This window comes from Candidatus Cloacimonadota bacterium (genome assembly GCA_020532085.1).
In the GTDB taxonomy this organism is placed as follows: domain Bacteria; phylum Cloacimonadota; class Cloacimonadia; order Cloacimonadales; family Cloacimonadaceae; genus Syntrophosphaera.
In genome coordinates this window covers 1-21,381 of record JAJBAV010000023.1, presented here as the reverse complement: position 1 = coordinate 21,381, position 21,381 = coordinate 1, and the positions used below count along the sequence as shown (strand labels likewise).

Below are 21,381 nucleotides of genomic sequence, written 5' to 3'. Positions count from 1 at the left end.
AGAGAACCGAGTGTACGTCATTCCGGGCTAAGGTGCTTTTGCGCCGCAGACCCGGAATCCAGTCTTTGTGCACAAAGTACACGGATATACACAGATAAAAAAACAAGGAACAAAGCCATTGTAACATAAGCTTCAGCTTGTTGGGTGCCCGGGATTTATCTCGCGGCACCTGGCTTGAAGCCGGGCATTACCATTCTCATACGGATTTACGGATTGAACTGATTTACGGATAGACCTGATTTACGCATTAACAAAAGCTTTGCGGATAGAACCGGAAGGTCGACGTCCCCGTCGACCAAAAGCCCGCGGGGCTTTGCTAACATCCGTCTCAGACTCAGTATTCGTTATGGCCAGAGATGGCTCCTGCGGAGCCAGGTTAACGGGGACGTTAACCTTCCAGATCACATCTCGATATGTCGCCACTGATGAGATGGACGACATGTATTCTGGAAGGTCGACGACCCCGTCGACCAAAAGCCCGCAGGGCTTTGCTGATTTGCACTAAAGCCTAAGCCTTGTGGGTTATGATAAGTATTCTGATGGCTCCTGCGGAGCCAGGTTAACGGGGACGTTAACCTTCCAGATCACATCTCGATATATCGCCATTGATGAGATGGTAGGCATAGATTCCGGAAGGTCGACGTCCCCGTCGACCAAAAGCCCGCAGGGCTTTGCGGACATCCATGCCACCCTCAGATCAGACCGGGGCAAAAGTATGAGTATTTCCATGCCTCCGCTTTTTTCATCAGGCCAGCCTTAACCGGGTTTGCCAGGATATAGCTCACCACATTGCGGTAATCATCAGGATTTCTGATAAATCTGTCAAAATAGTCCCGGTGCCAGATCTTTCCCAGCCTTTCATATCGCTGGTTGATCATTTTGGCAGTATAGCATTTCAAACGCTGAACCATCGCGCTAACTTTATGAAAGTCAACACCTTGTCCCGGCAGGGGCCTGATCAGGAGATGCAGATGGTTGGGCATGATGCAGTAACTGTGTAGTTCGTAGAAGTTGCCTGCGTAGAAATTGATGGCGGAGATCAACGTTTGAGGATTTTCATCAGCGCATAAGGACAGATCATCTAACTCAAGCTTGCCCAAAAATGTATCCAACTCTTCCAGTTTTTGGATGTATCCTGCATACTTGACTGATAGATCTGATGTGTTTTCCCTGCGTATTTCCGCCAGTTCTTCTTCCAGATCTGTCTGCAATTTCAGAAGGTTTTTTGGCAGGGTAAAAGCCAGCCGCCAGGTCAGGGATATGATCTGCCTCTCCAGCTGAAAGTGCGGCAGATGACTCCGGTGTTTCTCCACGATCTTTTCCATGATGTTCCTCCCAAACACAGGATGCAGGATTATTTTTTGGCAAAATTTGTAAAGGGAAAAAATATTCGGCAGGCCGACTTCCCATCCCGGAAGGTCAACGTCCCCGTCGACCAAAAGCCCGCAGGGCTTTGTGCTAACATCCGTCTCAGACCCAGTATTCGTTATGGCCAGAGATGGCTCCTGCAGTGCCAGGTTAACGGGGACGTTAACCTTCCAGATCACATCTCGATATATCGCCACTGATGAGATGGACGACATGTATTCCGGAAGGTCGACGTCCCCGTCGACCAAAAGCCCGCAGGGCTTTGCGGACTCCGAATCCGAACCTAGCCCCAGTCTGCGTTACAGCCAGAGATGGCTCCTGCGGAGCCAGGTTAACGGGGACGTTAACCTTCCAGATCACATCTCGATATGTCGCCACTGATGAGATGGACGACATGTATTCCGGAAGGTCGACGTCCCCGTCGACCAAAAGCCCGCAGGGCTTTGTGCTAACATCCGTCTCAGACTCAGTATTCGTTATGGCCAGAGATGGCTCCTGCGGAGCCAGGTTAACGGGGACGTTAACCTTCCGGGTCCCGTCCTTATCGTCCGCGTCAAACCTCCTCGCCAGCCCCCCGGATGATCCCCGCACCAAATGCGGGCATTGGGCGGGGGGCGCGTCCGGGGGCCGGGAGCCGGGGTTAACTGCCAGACGTCCCTGGCTGCATTTATTATCGGAGCGGCAGACGTCCCCGTCTGCCAAAGCCCGCAGGGCCTTTCATTTACCACCCAAACAAGCATGAACCAGGAGCGGCAGACGTCCTCGTCTGCCAAGGCCCGGAGGGCCTTTCATTTACCCCCCAAACAAGCTTCTGCGAAGCTTCGCCTGCGGCTCCAGTAGCGAGGGTTGAACGGGGACGTTAACCTTCCGGGTCCCACCGGCGAAAATCCGAGCTTTTTTCTGCGTCAACTGCGTGAACCAAATTCCCGGGCACAAAAAACCCCCGCGGTGTTGCGGGGGTTTGATATTTATGCTGCGGATGGTTCCGCGGCGGTTACGGTTTATTTGCTTAGTCTAGCCCGAACCTTGGGAACAGCGGGGGCGTCCGCGGATCTCAGTTTTCCTTCTTTGGCAGCCAGAACAGGCCGGTTGGCAACGCTGCCGCGATAATCAGTCCGATAGGTCGCGGAGGTTACTTTGAAGAACTCCCTCACGTCATCCACACCGGGGGTTACGGTCAGGTTGTTGGTGTACACCGTGTATCCCGGAACGGTGCCAAACACATAAGGATCGTCGGAGGTATACACTTCATAGGAATAGGCGTAGGGAACCAGATCCCAGTCAACACTCACGTCGCTGCCAACATTGCTGATGGTTATCTCCGGAGCGGCGATCGAGGTGATCGGCGTGGCGGGATCCAGTATGAACAGAATGTTGGGCACATAATTGGAGGTAGTGCCACCCACGGGCGCAGTATGATCTACGAATTCAGAGTCTTCACGGTAGAATCTGGTCCTATTGGTATAGTTCAGGTTATCAGTGATGAGCCATTGTTTTCCGCTGGTCCATTCGCCCTGCCAGGTGCGGCTGGTGCGGATCGCCAGGTTGCCACCGGTATAGGTGAACGGAGTGATCGGGATGATGATCTCGTTGAAACCCGCGGGGCCGACTAAATCGCCGTCAAACACAGGCACATAGCCAGTCCAATCCAGCCAGCTGGCCGCCAGATCGTTGGCATCGGTGTTCTTCATCCAGATCTGCACGGGTCTGGTGTGGGCAGCGTCGAAGTAGTTGTAGTAAGCAAGGGCATTGATTGTACCGCTGGTCATCATCATTTCGCTGGACAGATAGATGGTTTCGGCCACGAAATCCTCATAGTACATATCGAACGGATATGCCGAGGATACCCAGGTAGTGGCAGGATCGCCCACATAGGCCAGCACGGTGGTGGCGGTGAATACCACCACGTCCATGGTGCCGGTGGTGTTGTTGGCCAGGTTGGCATCGCCAGTCACGACAACTTCGCCGTAGATGCTGATGGTGCCGTCAACCGTGGGGGTCCAGCTGAGCACATGGTCTCTGGAGTCCAGGGAGCCCAGTTCAACTGTTTCTTCGAACTGGTCCAGGATGGAGTCGTCAGCCGCGTCTTTCACATACACCGTGTAGCTCGATTGGCCGGTAGTGCCAAGGTTGCTGACGGTTACAGTGGTGGACACAGGTGAACCCACGAAACCGCCGCCGTCACCGGAGATGCCGGTGGCAGCCAGGTCAACATCTTCGGGAATGAAGATCATGACGTCGTCCACGGCGATGTAATCCACATTCGCCACTGAATAGGCATGCCAGCCGAAGTAATAAACTCCGTCCGCAGCCGGGGTGAACGGCACGGTCACGTTGATCCAGTCGGCCACTTCCAGCGCGTTGTTGTCATATAGGGTGGTGCCGGCGGTCATGGCGGCCACGGTCGGTGCATCGCCCACGTGGAGGGCAAGCGCTTCCGGAGTGCCATCCCAGCCCGGGGCCTTGAGCATGAAGGAGACGTTGTACAGAGTACTTTCTTCCATGTACATCGGCAGCGTGATCATCCAGTCGTCCTTGGCCAGGGTGGAATTGTAATAGATGGTCGCGGCATAGGGCAGGGAATAGGGGCCGATGTTTTCAGCTGCCTGCCAGCCGCCGGAATAATCGATGAGGGTCCAATCTTCCGGAAGTGCGCCAAGCGCAATTTCGTCGAAGGGCTCTTCGTAGGGGTAATCGTAGTTCGTGGGATCGCTTTGGATCACGAACCAGCGGGAATCGGCAATCACTTCAGTGGTGCCGACCACAGCGGACACGGTCCAGTTCCAGCGCTCGTCATAAGCGAAGGTGAGGGGTTCAGTTTCACCTTCCGGGATCACCACAGTCGGGTTCAGGGTGGTCACGCTGGCGTCGGCGGTTTCCCAGAAGGGGCCGCCAAATTCGCCCTGAGCATCGGTCCACATATAGACAACGAAGTAATCCGGTTCCAACCCCAGCGGATTGTTCTGCCAGGACAGGTCGAAACCGGTCTTGGGCAGGTCCGTAGCGTCAGTACCGGGATAAACCAGGAGCGGCGCTTCGGGAGCGGTGGGCGGAATGCGGATCATCACGTTGTTGACCATCAGGTCATTGTCACCGGCGGTGTCAGTGATCGATTCAGCGTACCAGGCGAAGTGCTTGGTGCCGGTGATCCCGGCCAGGGGATAGCTGATCGTCTCACCGGTGGGTGAGATGTTGTCGAACACGTTGGATGAGCCGGTGTTGTTCCACTCCATCAGGGTGGTGGGGCTGCTCATGTCCGCGTTGTCGCTCATCACCAGCAGCAGGCGGTCGTCGGCCTGGTTGCCAGCTGTCACCGGGGTAGACAGGCTGCTCCAAACCATCAGGGCCAGGTCGAATTCCAGCACGTAATCGCCACCGGGAACCTGGATGGGAGGAGTGACCAGCCAGGAATTGTGGGTAGAGTAGATGTTGATCTTGGCCGCTTTGTCCACGGGGCTGGTTACATTCAACCAGTCGTCCTGCAACCAGCTACCGCCCATGGCGGGAGTGCCGCCATAGAGGTAGTTCATCTGCGACCAGTTGGTGGCAGGCCAGGTCTCGAAGTTCGTCAGATAGTCCGGAGGAATGATGACGGTGGGATCTGCCATGGTGGTGAAAGACCACTCGGTGATGGGAGTGGCGTCGCCAAGGTAGTTGTAAGGGGTAACGGTCCACCAGTATTCGGTGCCGTAGGCCAGGGTCGGATCGTAGGTGGTTAGCATGTCCAGGTCCACGTCGTTGACGATCACGGCATAGGGATCGACGGTACCGAAGGAAAGCCGGTAGCCTTCCACGTAGCCGCCGCCGCTGCTCCAGTTCAGGGTCTGGGTGAGGGGTACGTTGATGGCGTCGTCAAGCGGGCTCACCAAATTGGCGGGGTTGGGCGCGCTGGTGACAGCTTCGAAGGAGACGTTCAGCACGAAGTAGATGTCCGCGGGGCTGGGCCAGTTGTCCACGATCACATAGTAATCTCCGGCTGCTACCACCGCGTCAGTGATGGTTTGAGGACCACTGGAGCCAGTTGCCTGGGCCAGCACGGCGGCAGGTGAAGCCAGGCTGGGAATGGTGTTGACCAAAAACACTCCCATCCACTGTGAGCTGTATCCGGTCTGGTCAGCCAGGCTGACATCCAGCCAGCCATCCGCTGGCACTGTGATCTTGGCGACCCAGTCTTTACCTCCTACATAGGAGGTGCTGCCCAACCCGGTGAACATCGCCGAAGTGTAGTCGTTGGCGTATCCGGCAGTGGTGCCGGCATAGTCAACCAGCGGCAGGGTGGCCAGATAGGGGTTCTCGCAGATCTCGCCAACCAGAGGATCCACGCCGGTGCCGTTAACCACGATGCTGGAGTTCAGACGGGTGTCGTTGATCAGCAGGTTGGTGGTCAGGGCGCCAGCCACGGTGGGATTGAACACCACGGTGAAGGTAACGGCGGGATCGCCGGGATTGATGGTTACGGGCAGGGTGGGGAGGTCGGCCAGATCGAAGTTGGTGTAATCTTCCAGGGCGATGGTGCTTACGATGAACGCCGCCACTCCGGTGTTGGTGAGTGACACCTGCACGTTCTTATCGAATCCGACATAGCCGTTTCCACATTCCACCGGGTTCGGAGAGACGGTCAGAATCCCGGCCAGGGGGGTTTCGCGCACGATCACGTTGTCGATATCCACGTAATAATCCCCGGCACCCCAGGTGCTCAGGAACTTCACCAGGATGATGTCCCCGTCATAAGCCGTAACGGGAAGGTTGAGCGTGGCAAAGGCGTTGCTGGTAACATGGTTGGTACTGTCGATCGTATAGATGGTGGTGAAGTTGGCTCCGTTGTCGGTGGAAACCTGCACCTCGATCTTGTCGCTGGCCCCCAGGGTGGTTCCGGTGGAGGGATAGCCAGAGTAATTCACGATCCGGTAATCGAACAGGATCTGGCAGTCGTCGGTCATCGGCCCGATGGGAGGGGTTACAGCGTTGGTAGTGGTAGTGTAGCTGTAGAGGTTCTTATACAGGCCGTTGGTGCCGGCATTGCCGTGTGTGGAGCTAATAGACATGTCTCCGGTCCAGTTGATGGCAGGCAGCGAAGTGCCGCTGTTGAAGTCCTGGCTGTAATCCAGAGCCTGGGTGGGGTCTAGAGTGGAGGCGTTCACCGTCGGGATGGTCCCGTCGGTTTTGAAATCAATTGCGGCCAACGAATTTGTGTAGGGCCAGATCTTGAATTCATAGGCCGTGTTGGCAGTCAGCCCCGTGAAAGTGTAGGTGTTGGCACCCACTACATGGGCCACGTTGATCGCGGCGTTGTTGTCTGTCCAAACCGCGTCGTTGGCCACCGGAGTTCCATCTGCCACCGCGGCATAGGTTCCGGGACTCTTGATCGCTTGGATCAGATAATTGCCGGGCAGCTGCGCGCCGGTGGAACCGGTCCAGTTCAACTGGATAGAGGTATAGGCCAGAGTCCCTGCGGCAAAATCCGTCACATGGTTGGTGGGTTCGTCCCACACCGCAACGTCGATGCCCACGAATGTTATATTCGGTCGGGAATAACTCGTGTATACATCTGGAGGGTTTGTACCGTCACTATTGCCAAGCAGACTTAAGTAGGTTGAGGTGCTGGTATAGCGCCAGTAGGAATGAGGAGAGGTATATGGCGCGTTCTGGGTGCGAACGGAAACCATAAGGTTCCCACCGGAATAATCGAAATCAGCAATATCCACGTTATACCAGCCACCGCCGGAACCCAGGTCTATGTTGGAAATGGTGGCAACCAGGGTTCCCTCAGTCTGCCAGGTGGACAATGTGGTCAAGGGTGTTTCCGTAAGCCAGATTTCGGTGGTGCCTATGGCGTTTGGATCCGCGCCGGTATCATTCCGATACCATTGCAAAGCGGTTATTGTGCCAGGGTTGGCACTTATTTCCGAGCTCAAATATATGCATTGCGACCTGGAATACACGAAATAATCGTTCAGGGGATACCTTCCGGTACTTGTCCCTGATCCGATTATTACGTCAGCAAAAGCCAGTCCCGCCAGGGACAGGGCCATTAGCAGAATTAGTAATTTCTTCATAAATCATCTCTCCTTGAAGAGGCATTGTTGGGTTGAAGAATTTCTGGGGATAGGTCTGCGGGGCCGGTTTCAGCCCGGAGGTTTGTTCTCCCGGCCGGATTGCGGCCCCGGATTTGTTTTTGAAGTTACTAAGTGAAGCTGTTTTCCCGTGGCCTGGATTCGCGCGGAAGGCCGCTTGTAATGTGCGATGTTACGTTTGGACGCGTCGCGCAAAGCGGGGGACGGGGGAAAACTGTTTTCGGACGATGCTTTGAAATAAAAGGGTGGAAAGCCGGGGAAAGTTGATGCTGCTCTTCCTCGCGGCAGTTTGGGGCTGCCGGAAGCTTGAAGCTGGTATGCTCGGTAGCCAAGTTTCATCAACGCTCCCTGTGTTTGCGGCTGTCCCCTGCTGGGAAGCCGTAGCGGTTTCCGGAATCTGTGGATCGGGCCTGCATGGCAGGCCAATAAAGAGATCCAAGCTAGGCAGAAAATATTCAACGCTATAAAAGTCAAGGCTGCCGGTACCGAACTTATTGTCAAGGACTTTTCTTCCTGGGGGGAGGAATCATTTCCCGAAGCATGGATTTTTTTCCACTCCTTTCCATTTGTTCGCGCGGAGTGAAGAATAAAATATCGGAGTGGCAGACGTCCCCATCTGCACAAAACACACAAAACATCGGAGTGGCAGACGTCCCCGTTTGCCAAAGCCCGCAGGGGTTTTTCTTTTAGTTCCAAAAGTCCCTCCGGGCCTTGGCAGACGGGGACGTCTGCCGCTCCTGTATATGCTACTGGAGCCGCAAACGTCCCCGTTTGCGGAGCTTCGGAGAAGCTTGTTCTCTGTGTCAGAAAGTCCCTCCGGGCCTTGGCTCGGGGTCCTCGCGGACGAGCGCAGTGAGTTCGTGGGGTGAATGACGGGGACGTCTGCCACTCCTGGATCAGCCACTGGAGCCGTAAACGTCCCCGTTTGACGCACCTCCAATAGCCTCACTTGTCTCAGATCAAGCCTGGCTGGTAATAAGCGTGCTTCCACTCATCATGGCGTTTAACCAATCCGGCTTTCAAAGGATTATCCAGGATGTATTTCACAACATTCAGATAATCAGCAGGATTCCGGATGAATCTGTCAAAATAGTCTGCCTGCCAAACCTTTCCCCGCCTCCCCAAGTGCGCGTCTATCCGTTTGGCAGTGAAGCTCTTCAGGCGTTGCACGATCGCACTGGTCTGATGGAACCCGCCCTGACCGTCCAGTAGTGGCCTGATTAGCAAATGAACATGGTTGGGCATCAGGCAATAACTGTGCAATTCATACAAACTGCTGTCGTAGAACCGGAACGCGGAGGCCAGCATGGAGGCGATTGCATCCTCAGTCAAAGATATTCCCGCCAGTTCGAATTTCCCCAAATAGGCATCGTAGTCCTGTAGCTTTTTTACATATTCTGAGTATGTGGCTGCAGCATCCAGATGTTTCTGCTTGCCGATTTTGGCCAAGGTCTCTTTCAAATCGTCCTGCATGTCCAGCAAGGTTTGGGGCAGGGTGAAGGCCAGCCGCCAGGTGAGGGAAATGATCTGTCCCTCCAGCTGTAAATGAGGTAATGAGCGCCGGTGTTTTTCCACGATCTTTTCCATAAGGCTTTCCCAAGATGTTTTTTCCAAGGGATGGAAGTATCTAAAACTGTAAAGTAGTTTTTTCGGGAGTTACAACTGACCCAGATCGGAGTCGCAAACGTCCTCGATTGCAAAGATTCGAAGGAGCTTGTTCTTTGAGTTTCGAAAGCTCTCCATCCTGGAGCTGCAAACGTCCCGTTTGCGAAGCTTCGGAGAAGCTTGTTCTCTGCGTCAGAAAGTCCCTCCGGGCCTTGGCAGACGAGGACGTCTGCCACTCCTGTATATGCCACTGGAGCCGCAAACGTCCCCGTTTGCGAAACCCCGCAGGGGTTTGTCTTTTAGTTCCAAAAGTCCCTCCGGGCCTTGGCTCGGGGTCCTCGCGGACGAGCGCAGTGAGTTCGTGGGGTGAATGACGGGGATGTCTGCTACTCCTGGATTGGCTTCCGCCGCTCCCCGCGAAAAAAAGCTTGACACCCCCGGCGGGCTAAAAAAAATGATGGCCGGGTGGTGAAATGCCATCCCCGGGGCGAACTTGGTTCACGTCCCCGGTCGGCTTGACGCGTATTTCAAGCCACACAACGAACGGCCTTAAGCAGTTTAACCAAACCGGACAAAAACTGACCAAGGAGATTGAATGCGGGAAGAACTCACGCATTTCGATCGTAGGAATTCGAGGAGATCTGGGGAAGGAGGATGCAACCGCATCCCCGATCAGGAAAGAAGCATTCAAAACCACAACAACATAACATCAATCCCAAGCAAGGACCATCCCCAAACCCGCGTCCGGCACCCATTACATGAGGATAACGTCGCACATTATCACATCAAAACCGTGCCCGCGCCCGCCCCGGAAGTCCTTACCCCTTCTTTTCAACTTCAATACCCAAGCAGGCGGAGTCAATTTATCGCTTAGATCCCGTCTGATGACATTCACACCTACCCAAGGAGTTAACATGAAAAAACCCTTGCTCTTTACCCTGCTCCTGCTCTTGGCGGCGTTTGCCTGGGCCGACGTTTATCCCATCGGCACCCTGGGCACCAGTTCCTCAGCCACGTATGGACCATTCAGCGGACTATATGACTTTGGCTGGACCAAGACCATCGTCACCGCCGCGGAGATGACAGCAGCGGGCTATGACGGCACCGACAACATGGTCGGGGTCGGATATTACGTCGGAAACACACCGTCCAACTATGAAATGCTGGACCTGCACATGTTCATCCGGCACACCACCCTAACCACCTACAACACCACCGCCGACGAGACCGGAACCGCCATGCCGGATTCCACCGCTTTCACCCAGGTCTTTTCCGGCAACCTCACCTTCAACGGCGGCGGCTGGTTTTACATCGCTTTCAACCTGGCCAATTTCGACTGGGATGGGACCAGCAACATCGAGATCTTCTGGAAAAACTGGGACGGCGATTATGTGACCGGCTATCCCACCTGGCGCTACAGTAGCACCAGCCCGGACTACAAATTGGTTTACAAGCAAGCTGATACAACCTGGCCAACAACAGCCGGGACGCGTTCCACCAGTAGATCCAATTTGGCCCTCGTAACCCCGCAAACCGATCCCCCCAACCCGGCCGTGCTGGTCTATCCCGCCAACGCCGGCTACTGCTTCCTGGACGGAGTGCTGTCCTGGAGTGACGGCGGGGGCATGCCAGATGGTTATGACGTCTATCTGGACACGGTGGACGGCAGCACCCTGGTCAGCAATGATCAGCCCGGAACCTCCTACACGCCCACCCTGGCCCCCGGGACCACCTACTACTGGAAAGTGGTGCCTTACAACGCCAACGGGCCGGCCACCGGCGTGACTACCTGGAGCTTCAAGACGCCCACTGCGGATCAGATCGCCGAAAGCTTCGATGCCACGGAGTTCCCGCCCCTGGGCTGGCTGAGGACCACCACCAGCACGACTTACTGGGGACGCAGCACCACCTCGCCCTTCTATGGCGCGGCCAGCATGTATGCCTACACGTCTACATCCACTGCCTACACAATTTCAACACCCATCCTGGCCGTAGACGCAACCAGCAGCCTGGATTTCTATGCCAAGGCATCCGCCACAAGCCAGGTGCTTCAGGTTCTGCAATCGACCGACAGGACCACTTGGACCCAGGTGGGCGCGGATATCACCTTTGCCGCAACTGGCATCTGGTATCCGGTCACAATTGATCTGAGCGGACTGACCCCCGGCAATTACTACCTGGCCTTCCATTCTCCCCAACAAACCGCAGCGTCATACATTTACGTCGATCATCTCTTCGGTCCGGACCTTGCCGCGGTAGCGCCCGGCGCGCCCACATTGACTGCGCCCGCGGACCTGGCCACCGATGTGAACGAATACACCACCTTCGAATGGGATCCTCCCACCACGGGCGGCATCCCCACCGGCTACAACCTCTACCTGGATACCACCGACGGCAGCACACTCTACGCCAGCGACGTGACCTCGCCCTATACCCTCACCACGGCCCTGAACTACAACACCGCCTACTACTGGACTGTGGCAGCCTACAACGGCTCAGGCACCGGACCCGGCGCGACGGTGCAGAGCTTCACCACCAGGCCGGATCCCATCATCTACACCATGCCCTGGCTGGAGGATTTCGGCACCACCGGAACCACCTTCCCGCCCACCAACTGGACCAGATGGTCGGGTCTGCTTACCACCGAGCCTGTAACGCTCACAACCACCACCAGTGGCTGGTTGCAGGATGACTTCGCCAATATAGTAACCGACCCTACCAACAAATCAGCCAAAACGAACATATACGGAACAACTTGGAAATACTGGCTGATGACCCCGCCCATACAGATGCCCGGGGCGGGCTACCAGTTGGAATTTGATATTGCCCTGACGGATTACACCAATGCCTTGCCTCCGGACGATCCTGCCGGTCTTTCCGGCGTGGACGACAAGTTCGTGGTCCTGATCAGCGACGGCACATCCTGGTCCACCGCCAACGCCGTGAAGGTCTGGGACAATGACGACCTGACCACCGGCGGCATCTACGAGGTGTACAACAGCGTCTCCCACACCGGCGACCATTATGTGATCCCGCTGGATGCCTACACCGGCATCAAATACGTCGCCTTCTACGGGGAATCGACCGTCAGCAATGCCGACAACGACTTCTTCGTGGACAACGTGCGCATCCGCCTGGGCGGACAGGCACCCGAGCATGTGACCCTGCTGGCTCCGGAAGACAATTCCACAACCGTTGATCCTGCCAACTGCATCCTGAACTGGCAGAACGCGGTGGGTGGCGGAGCCCCGACCTACTACGAAGTGTTCGTGGGTACCAGCCTGATCGATCCCGGCAACGACTACTACGGCGAGTACCTGTATGAGACCACCAACAGCAATCTGGATCTGAGCGCGCAGGCCGACATCGATCTGGGATTCAACACCACCTGGTACTGGGCGGTGCTGCCTTACAACGATGACGGCAACCCCGATCCCACTTCCGGTTTGCAGGTGTTCCGCTTCACCACCCTGCCCGATCCCACCATCGTGGCCCTGCCGCACGAAGAGTACTTCGACAGCGTCACCGCTCCGGACATGGCCTATGGCTGGACCGGATACGTGAACTCGACCTCAACCTCGGCTTACGTGCGCACCTACAGCTCCACCACCTACGCGCAAAGCCCGCCCAACAGCGTCCAGATGAGCAACAGCGCCGACGCCGCTGCCGACCTGCGCTTGATCACGCCTATGATCGACCTGGGCCGCTCCCTCAGCCAGATCAAGCTGAAATTCTACGCCAGCAGCAGCAGCACCGGATATCCGCTGCTGGTGGGAACGGTGGACGTCCCCGACGGCACCGGGACCTTCAACCAGATCGCTTCCATCAGCCTGACCTCCACCAAAACCGAGTATGAAGTGTCCTATGCCGATTACACCGGCACCGACCAGTACATCTGCTTCATGCATGGCCTGGGCGGCACTTACAGAAGCCTCTACATCGATGACGTGCGCCTGCTCGAACTGCTGCCCAACGACCTGGCCGCCACCGCGGTCTCCAATCCCGGCATAATGACAGCCGGCACCGCTTACGACTTCACGGTTGACGTCTATAACGAAGGCACAGCCACCCAAAGCGCCTACACCGTGAAACTGATGAGCGTGGATGCCCGCACCGAACTGGCGACCCTGGATGTAACAACCCCGCTCGATCCTGGCGCCAGCGCCCAGCACATCCTGTCCTGGACTCCCGCCACCGGCGGAGTTTACGAGGTCTATGGCAAAGTGGTGCTCACCGGCGACCAAAACGCCACCAACGACGATTCCCCCACCACCGAGCTCTACGTTCTGGACAACACCATGACGGTGATCCCCGTGGGCGACGACGAAACCACCACCTCCGGCTACTACCTGCCGCTGAGCATGTATTACAAGAACAGCGTCACTGAAGAGCTGTATTTCACCGATGAAATGCACTTGCAATCCGGAACCATCACCGCCATCGTGTACAAGAACACCTTCCTGAATGATCTTACAGGAAAGGCGGTAAAGATCTGGATGGCGCACACCACGGTGACCGACCTGACCGGCGGCTGGCTGCCCGGCGTGGACTACACCCTGGTCTTTGATGGCACGGTGGACTTCCCCTCCGGAGTGAACTACATCGTGATCCCGCTGGATACCCCGTTCTCCTACACCGGCGGCACCCTGGCCACCAGGGTCAACCGTCCCATGGACACGGTCTATCACTCCGCCAGCGACAAATTCTACTACACCACCACTCCGGACCATACCAACCGCTCGCGCTATCTCTACAGCGACAGCGTCACCTACGATCCGCTGGCTCCCTCCGCCACGGGAACGGCTGTAGGATATGTGCCCAACACCCTGTTCGTGGTGCAGAACGCGACCTTCGATCCGCAGGCCATCCTCTCCGGCCATGTGTACCAGTCTGGCACCACCACCCCGATCGAAGGCGCCATGGTCAACCTCACCGAACGTGCCGTTGCCTACACAGATGAATTCGGATATTACGAATTCACCTATTGGGACAGCACCTTCGTGGATCTGACCTGCTCCGCCACCGACTACTACAGCAGCACGGCCACAGGCATCTCCTTCGAGCCCGGTACCCCCGTTACGCAGGACTTCTATCTGCAAGCCCTGCCCAGCCTCACCGTGAGCGGTGTGGTAACCTCGAACGACTATCCCGCCGGCCTTGTTGGCGCCACAGTTGAGCTCTTCGGATACCACAACTACAGCACCACCACAGGCGCGGGGGGCGTGTTCAGCATTGCCGACGTGAAAGGCAGCGTGGACATCCTCGCCTACACCTGGGAAGTCAGCAAAGCGGGATACGCGTCAGCAAGCGGTTCCTTCAACGCCATCGAAACCAACGTCGACCTGGGCACCATCAACCTCACCGAATACCTCTGGACGCCCTACAACCTGGTGGCCAGCCACGAAGGCGACAACGCGCGCCTGCTCTGGGAACCTGCCGGAGAACCCGACTACCTCTTCTTCGATTTCGAGGATGACAACGGTGGCTGGGTGAGCGGCGGATATGGAGACTGGCAGTGGACCGATGCCTACAATGTGGCCAACTACGTTGTTGGCGGTTATCCAGACAGCGAAGTGCCACCCACGGCGGCTTATTCCGGAACCGGACTTTGGGGAACCATCCTCTACGCTCCCTACTCCATGTCCGGTGCCTGGAGTTACCTGACCAATACCGTGGACCTGGCTGGTTTCACCAGTCCGCAAATGCGCTTCTGGCGCTGGAACAACCTCTACTATACTTTCGACTACTACTATGTGGAGGTTTCAACCAACGGCAGCACTTGGACCACGGTCCTTACTGAAACCGCCATCGAAAATGCCTGGGCTGAGAAAGTGGTCGATCTTAGCGCTTACGCGGATCAGACCATTCAGATCCGCTTCTCCGTGTATGCCACCACCGTGGTTTCCTACGCGGGGTTGTACATCGACGACATCTACATCGGCCCCGCCCCCAGCAAGGCCATGGCCGCCCAGTTTGGCGCCCGCAACGACGACCGCTGGTTCCTGAACTACGACGTCTTCCGCTTCCTGGCTGCCGATGAAGCAATTCCCGGCAACTGGAACCTGCTCGACGGAGCGGTTGCCGACACCACCTACCTTGATACCGGTTTCGCCGCCTTGGGTGAAGGATCCTACAAGTGGGCGGTGAAAGCCAACTACAGCGGAGCCTTGGAATCCGAGGCCATCATCTCCAACGCCCTGGGCATCTTCATCACGCCTCCGGATGTGGAGAACGGCACCATCGGCGCCACCGGCAACAATGTCACCATCGCCTGGCCCGCCGAACCCGGCGCCAGCTACTACACCGTCTATGGCTCCAACGACCCCTATGCCCCGGATCCCTGGGCCATACTGGGTTACAGCGCCACGCCCAGCTTCACCTTCGACGCGGGCGCCACAGCCTACAAGTTCTTCAAGATCACCGCGAGCGACGGCGAAATGCCAGCCTCCAAAGGCGTTTGGCCGCAACTGAACAAGTAAACCCCAGCCCGGGAGGGTCATCCTCCCCGGCTTGCAAACATGGGCGGGACCTCGGTCCCGCCCTTTTTCTTGTCCATAAATTACACGAATTTCTTTCCCTACGGATTCAACTGATTATACGGATTTCAATCATATGAACAATCTGCGTCAATCTGCGTTTTTTTCTGCGTTATCTGCGTGAACCTCTATTCATCTCGAGGCACAGCAATAAAAGATTTAACACAGAGGCACAGAGACACGGAGAGGTGTATGTATTTGGTCACAAGGTACACAGCAACGTCATTCCGGGCGGTGAGGCTGGCGTCGAGCGACGCAGGAGCATCGACTACAGCGGAACCAGACCCGGAATCCAGGCAGTTGTCCACGAGTTACGCGAATTGGCACGAATATCTTTCTCTACGGATTCAACGGATTTTACTGATTATACGGATTAGATCCCGTGTGTTTTCATCTTTTTCTGACCACGCTTTCCCTTTTTCCGCGCTTTTCCGCGACCTATTCTGTCCACGAATTACACGAATTAACACGAATTATCTCCATTGCCAGTGTTTTTGCGTACCCTGCTCACCTTGTCCCTCTGTTATCACTCTTCCTTGTGCCTCGAGATAAATCTCGGGCATCCAACAGACTGAAGTCTATGCTACAAAAACTCTGTCCCTCTGTCCCTCTGTCCCTCTGTTTTCGTGTTCCCTGTGCCTCGAGATAAATCTCGGGCACCCAACAGACTGAAGTCTATGCTACAAAAACTCTGTCCCTCTGTCCCTCTGTTTTCGAGTTCCCTATGCCTCGAGATGAATCTCGGGCATCCATCAAGCTGAAGCTTATGTTACATTGATCTGCGTAAATCTGCGTCTTTTTCTGCGTAAATCTGCGGGAACCCTCTCTGTGCCTTTGTTTTTATCGTTTTTTATCCTGTCGATCCTGTCATCCGGGTTCCATTTCCCCACGGATGCAAAGGATTCAACGGATCAAGCGGATTCTGGCGGTTACAGGTGTTCCCGTCATTTCTTCTTTTTCTGACCACTCTTTCCCTTTTTCCGCGCTTTTCCGCGACCTATTCTGTCCACAAATTACACGAATTAGCACGAATTCTCCATTGCCGGTGTTTTCGCGTACCCTGCTCACCTTGTCCCTCTGTCCCTCTGTTTTCGTGTTCCCTGTGCCTCGAGATGAATCTCGGGCATCCAACAAGCTGAAGCTGATGTTACATTGATCTGCGTAAATCTGCGTCTTTTTCTGCGTAAATCTGCGGGAACCCTCTCCGTCCCTCTGTTTTCAAAAAAGTCATTTCCCGCAACAAATGAATGCTGCCCGCGCCAAAGCCGGAACCATATGCGTTGATACATCTTACCGCGGTTGTGTTTCTTTTTCCACAGGCAAAGCCGAAAAGGGGCTGAGAAATTCCTTGACATATAAATTGCAGGCGCATAAAAGGGAAACCATAACAAAGTTGTGTTCATTTGGGGAAACCCGCCTCAGGGATTATGGGCCGGCCAAGCCTTGTCCGCGCGGCTTTCCCGGAAGATGTATTTTTGTTTTTCACGCTACGCGAAGTGGAATGAAAGGAGCGATGATTGGCCCCAACAGCCTTTGGCCCGATCCAGTCTGTTCTCTGCCGCTCTCGAAAGAGTCCCGCTGCAGAAGCGCCCACTTTCGCGTTCACCCTCCGCAAACAAACCCCAACCCCCCATCAAACCACGGATCTCCCTCTTCCAGCCAGGCGCCGCCTTCGCCACCACATCATCGCACATGTACACGCCAACGCAGTGCCCGGCCGCGCAGACAGCATCCGTAACCGTTCTTTGGTATCGATACCAAACAGGGAGGCCGCAGCCCGGCCGGACTAATAAACGGCCGCGCGGAAAGGACTCCCATCGCTTAACTTCTTCAAACCAACTCTGAAAAGAGGAGAACTTAATTATGAAGAAACTAGTAATATTAATGCTGGTGCTGCTGGCGTTTTCCGGCTTGGCGGCTGTTCAGCTTAAGTATTGGACCAGTGAGGTCTATTTGCAAACCATACCAAGGGAAATGACCGACGGTTCAGTCTTGACAAGAGCGGCAACGGTGTTTACGCCTCCAGTCAATTGCGATTTGGAAGGGGTCTATTTCCCTTTCTATGGACCAGGTGCCCTCGGACAGGCCAACGTGCTCATCGAGATCTGGCCTGTTGATGTCAATGGTTTACCAGACCAGAGCGGGATGTTCCCTCTGGCTAGTGCAACAATACTGTACGCGGACCTCATTAACTGGGCCACGGCACCCGTCGGAGAAGATTTCAACTATGTGGATTTATCCGCCGCCAACCTCGTCTTCGGCCCCACCGGCGCCAACGGCACCGCCTTTGCCATGGTGATGACATCTCCGAATGGTCTTTTGCCAAACACTAAGACTGCCACCATGCACGACGCCTCTGTCGCCGGAAGTAGCTACAACTATTACACCGTTGTGGAACCAGTAGGCTGGGATATGTGGTACGATTACTGTTTTACGGCTGAAGTCACTTACTTGGGTGACCAGGTCGACGTCGAGGCCAGTTCACTCTGGTTCACGGGCGATTTCTTCATGGCGCCCGGTGAGGTCATCAATTATGAAGCCGACGTGACCAACAACAGTATGGATAATACCGGGACACCCATCGCGGTGACCGGCGTGGATGTTGCTCTGGCCCTTTGGGACGCTGCGGATATGACCACACCTCTCTGGGTAAGCTCCACCACGGTCAACCTGGCCGCCAGCCAGGAACTGCATCTCGACACCTTCGCGGATTGCACCCTGCCCACCACCCCTGGACGTTACATCCTGCAACTCCAAGCTTGGCACGACCTTGACGTTACCCCGGGTAACAACAATGTCTATCTGCAGCAAGATGTGCCGGATCTCACCCTGGGTGACGCACTGGCCTACGACGAAGACAACAGCAGCATGGCGCACGCCTACTACGATGCGGGTGACGGCTGGGCCAATGCCTTCTGGTATTACGACCAGCCCGTAAAGATCACCGAAGTAAGCTTCGAAATGAGGGACAACACCTGGCCTATCGGTGCTTTGGGCAACCTCAGCTACGCCATCTTCCCGGATGACGGCACCGGCCTTCCGGACATGGCCAATCCCCTGGTGCCCATCACCCCAGCCACCTGCACTCTGGGAGAGTGGAACACCTATGATGTCTCCGCCTATGATATCAACATCCCGGCCGGCGAAACCTTCTACGTGGCCTATTTCCAGGTTGGTGATTACGAAGCCGGCGCGCCCGGACTCATGGGTGACATGTCAATTCCCATCTCCAGTTGGGCCACCTCCTGGGCCTATTATTACGATGCCGACCTTCTCGATTATACGTGGGTAACTCCCAACGCCACCGATGAAGACATGTGCATCAGATGCTCCGTCGAACTCGGCACCATAGGTGTGGAAGCCCCCATCATATCCATCGTTCTGGACAGCGGCTATCCCACCATCTCCTGGGACGCTGTGACCGGAGCCCTCTCCTACAACGTATATGGCTCCAACGATCCCACCGCTCTCCAACCCTGGACACCGCTCGCCACCGCTATTGGCGACCTCGGTTACATGTATGAGGGCGCAGCCCCCTACCAGTTCTTCTATGTGACCGCCTCCACCGAAACCGACGGTAGCAAGATGGCCCTGAACCCCAACAAGGTGAAGGCCAACCCCGCTCCCGCGCCCCTGGAGAAATCCGTACCCCGCGCCACCTACAAGAAACGCATGATCACTGACCAGGTCAACTGATCCCGGTCTAAATTGGCAGGAACTTCCTGCTGCATATTTGCCCCCGCAACGCCGCGGGGGTTTTTCTTTGTCCGCAAATCACAGGAATTCCCACGAATTGGCGGTTACAACAGAGGGACAGAAAAAGACCTTTTGAAAACAGAGGCACAGAGACACAGAGTTTTTTGTAGCATAGACTTCAGTCTGTTGGGTGCCCGAGATTTATCTCGAGGCACAGGAAGAATGAAAACAGGAGGGTTCCCGCAGATTTTCGCGGAAAAAGACGCGGATTCACGCGGATGTGAAATAGGACCCGGATGACAGGATCGACAGGACAAAAAACGATAAAAACAGAGGGACAGAGTTTTTGTAGCATAGACTTCAGTCTGTTGGGTGCCCGAGATTTATCTCGAGGCACAGGAAGAATGAAAACAGGAGGGTTCCCGCAGATTTTCGCGGAAAAAGACGCGGATTCACGCGGATGTGAAATAGGACCCGGATGACAGGATCGACAGGACAAAAAACGATAAAAACAGAGGGACAGAGACACAGAGTTTTTGTAGCATAGACTTCAGTCTGTTGGGTGCCCGAGATTTATCTCGAGGCACAGTAAGAATGAAAACAGGAGGGTTCCCGCAGATTTTCGCGGAAAAAGACGCGGATTAACGCGGATGTGAAATAGGACCCGGATGACAGGATCGACAGGATAAAAAAACGATAAAAACAGAGACACAGAGTTTTTGTAGCATAGACTTCAGTCTGTTGGGTGCCCGAGATTTATCTCGAGGCACAGGAAGAATGAAAACAGGAGGGTTCCCGCAGATTTTCGCGGAAAAAGACGCGGATTCACGCGGATGTGAAATAGAACCCGGATGACAGGATCGACAGGATTAAAAAACGATAAAAACAGAGGGACAGAGAGGGTTCCCGCAGATTTTCGCGGAAAAAGACGCGGATTCCCGCGGATGTGAAATAGAACTCGGATGACAGGATCGACAGGATGAAACGAAAAAAACAGAGGCACAGAGTTTTTGTAGCATAGACTTCAGTCAGTTGGGTGCCCGAGATTTATCTTGAGGCACAGGAAGAATGAAAACAGGAGGTTTCCCGCAGATTTTCGCGGAAAAAGACGCGGATTCACGCCGATGTGAAATAGAACCCGGATGACAGAATCGACAGGATAAAAAAACGATAAAAACAGAGGCACAGAGACACAGAGAGAGGGTTCAAACATCTGACAGGTCCATACAAGCCTGTGTCGACACCCGGTGATGGCCCTGCTGGAGTCGATGCTCGTGACTCGCTCGAATCCAGCCTCACCACCCGGAATGAAGATCTGAGGCCGGTCGGTTGAAAGTATTGTGTCCAGCCGACCCCTTCACTCACCCGGCTTGAAAAAGAGCTTTCCATTGAACCTGGTGGTTCATACCGACCAACGAAAAAAGTCGCCAGAAATTCGGTAAAAACCCGGGTGGCTCCCAATATCAATACGGTATCAATACGGAATCATTACGGATGAAATCCGTATTGATTCCGTATTGATACCGTATTGATATTGGGAGCGAAGCAAGAAATATTCCCCGTGAACCCCCTGTCCATACCTGGTCCATACCTGGTCAGTTAATATCAGCACAGCCCGGGGAGAAACCGGAGCTTCCGAAAAACCGGTCTCAACCGGTGCGGGAATATAGGCGGGGGTTCCAACCCCCATACACAGGTTGCATCCATGCGATAAAATATATGCCCGCCCCTCCCCAGGCACAGGCCGCGCCTGCGCCTGGGGAGGGGCGGGCCAAAGCAACATTGTATGGCACGTTGCGGCTACGGGGGTTGAAACCCCCGCCTATAGCACCCCGCGAGCGGGGTTTATGACTGAATTCCGGGGCCACTACCCCGGAATGACAGCACAGCGCTCAATGGCAGACGTCCCCGTCGGCCAAAAGCCTTGAGGGCTTCGCTGATCTGCGGTAAAATCTAAGCCTTGTAAGTTATGATGGGTATTCTGATGGCTCCTGCGGAGCCAGGTTAACGGGGACGTTAACCTTCCGGATTACATCTTGATATGTCGCCGCTGATGAGATGGTAGGCATGTATTCCGGAAGGTCGACGTCCCCGTCGACCAA

5 protein-coding genes are annotated in these 21,381 nt (G+C 55.4%); 2 read left to right on the top strand and 3 right to left on the bottom strand.

From position 1 onward, the window contains the following. Positions 1–692: 692 nt before the first annotated feature. The 3 genes from LHW45_07115 to LHW45_07105 all read right to left on the bottom strand — a co-directional run bounded on the left by LHW45_07115 (position 693) and on the right by LHW45_07105 (position 9,029). The gene (locus LHW45_07115; protein MCB5285344.1) at positions 693–1,325 is read right to left on the bottom strand and encodes a transposase; all 633 of its coding nucleotides are present in this window, start codon (positions 1,323–1,325) and stop codon (positions 693–695) included. A 1,044-nt stretch (positions 1,326–2,369) separates the two neighbouring features. Continuing rightward, positions 2,370–7,163 carry a choice-of-anchor J domain-containing protein gene (locus LHW45_07110; GenBank protein MCB5285343.1) on the bottom strand — a complete coding sequence of 1,598 codons (4,794 nt, stop codon included), beginning with the start codon at positions 7,161–7,163 and terminating at the stop codon, positions 2,370–2,372. 1,233 nt (positions 7,164–8,396) lie between these two features. Continuing rightward, positions 8,397–9,029 carry a transposase gene (locus LHW45_07105; protein MCB5285342.1) on the bottom strand — a complete coding sequence of 211 codons (633 nt, stop codon included), beginning with the start codon at positions 9,027–9,029 and terminating at the stop codon, positions 8,397–8,399. Between the two features lie 932 nt (positions 9,030–9,961). Here LHW45_07105 and LHW45_07100 point away from each other — a divergent pair. Together LHW45_07100 and LHW45_07095 are read left to right on the top strand one after the other, a co-directional pair. Then, entirely contained in the window at positions 9,962–15,526 is a 5,565-nt protein-coding gene (locus LHW45_07100) for a choice-of-anchor J domain-containing protein (protein MCB5285341.1), read from the top strand. A 1,920-nt stretch (positions 15,527–17,446) separates the two neighbouring features. Next, positions 17,447–19,279 carry a hypothetical protein gene (locus LHW45_07095; protein ID MCB5285340.1) on the top strand — a complete coding sequence of 611 codons (1,833 nt, stop codon included), beginning with the start codon at positions 17,447–17,449 and terminating at the stop codon, positions 19,277–19,279. Positions 19,280–21,381 lie beyond the last annotated feature (2,102 nt).

Excerpts from the sequence above, each read along its gene's own strand:
- LHW45_07100 (MCB5285341.1), top strand. The coding sequence starts at position 9,962 with ATGAAAAAACCCTTGCTCTTTACCCTGCTCCTGCTCTTGGCGGCGTTT.
- LHW45_07095 (MCB5285340.1), top strand. The coding sequence starts at position 17,447 with ATGAAGAAACTAGTAATATTAATGCTGGTGCTGCTGGCGTTTTCCGGC.
- LHW45_07115 (MCB5285344.1), bottom strand. The coding sequence starts at position 1,325 with ATGGAAAAGATCGTGGAGAAACACCGGAGTCATCTGCCGCACTTTCAG.
- LHW45_07105 (MCB5285342.1), bottom strand. The coding sequence starts at position 9,029 with ATGGAAAAGATCGTGGAAAAACACCGGCGCTCATTACCTCATTTACAG.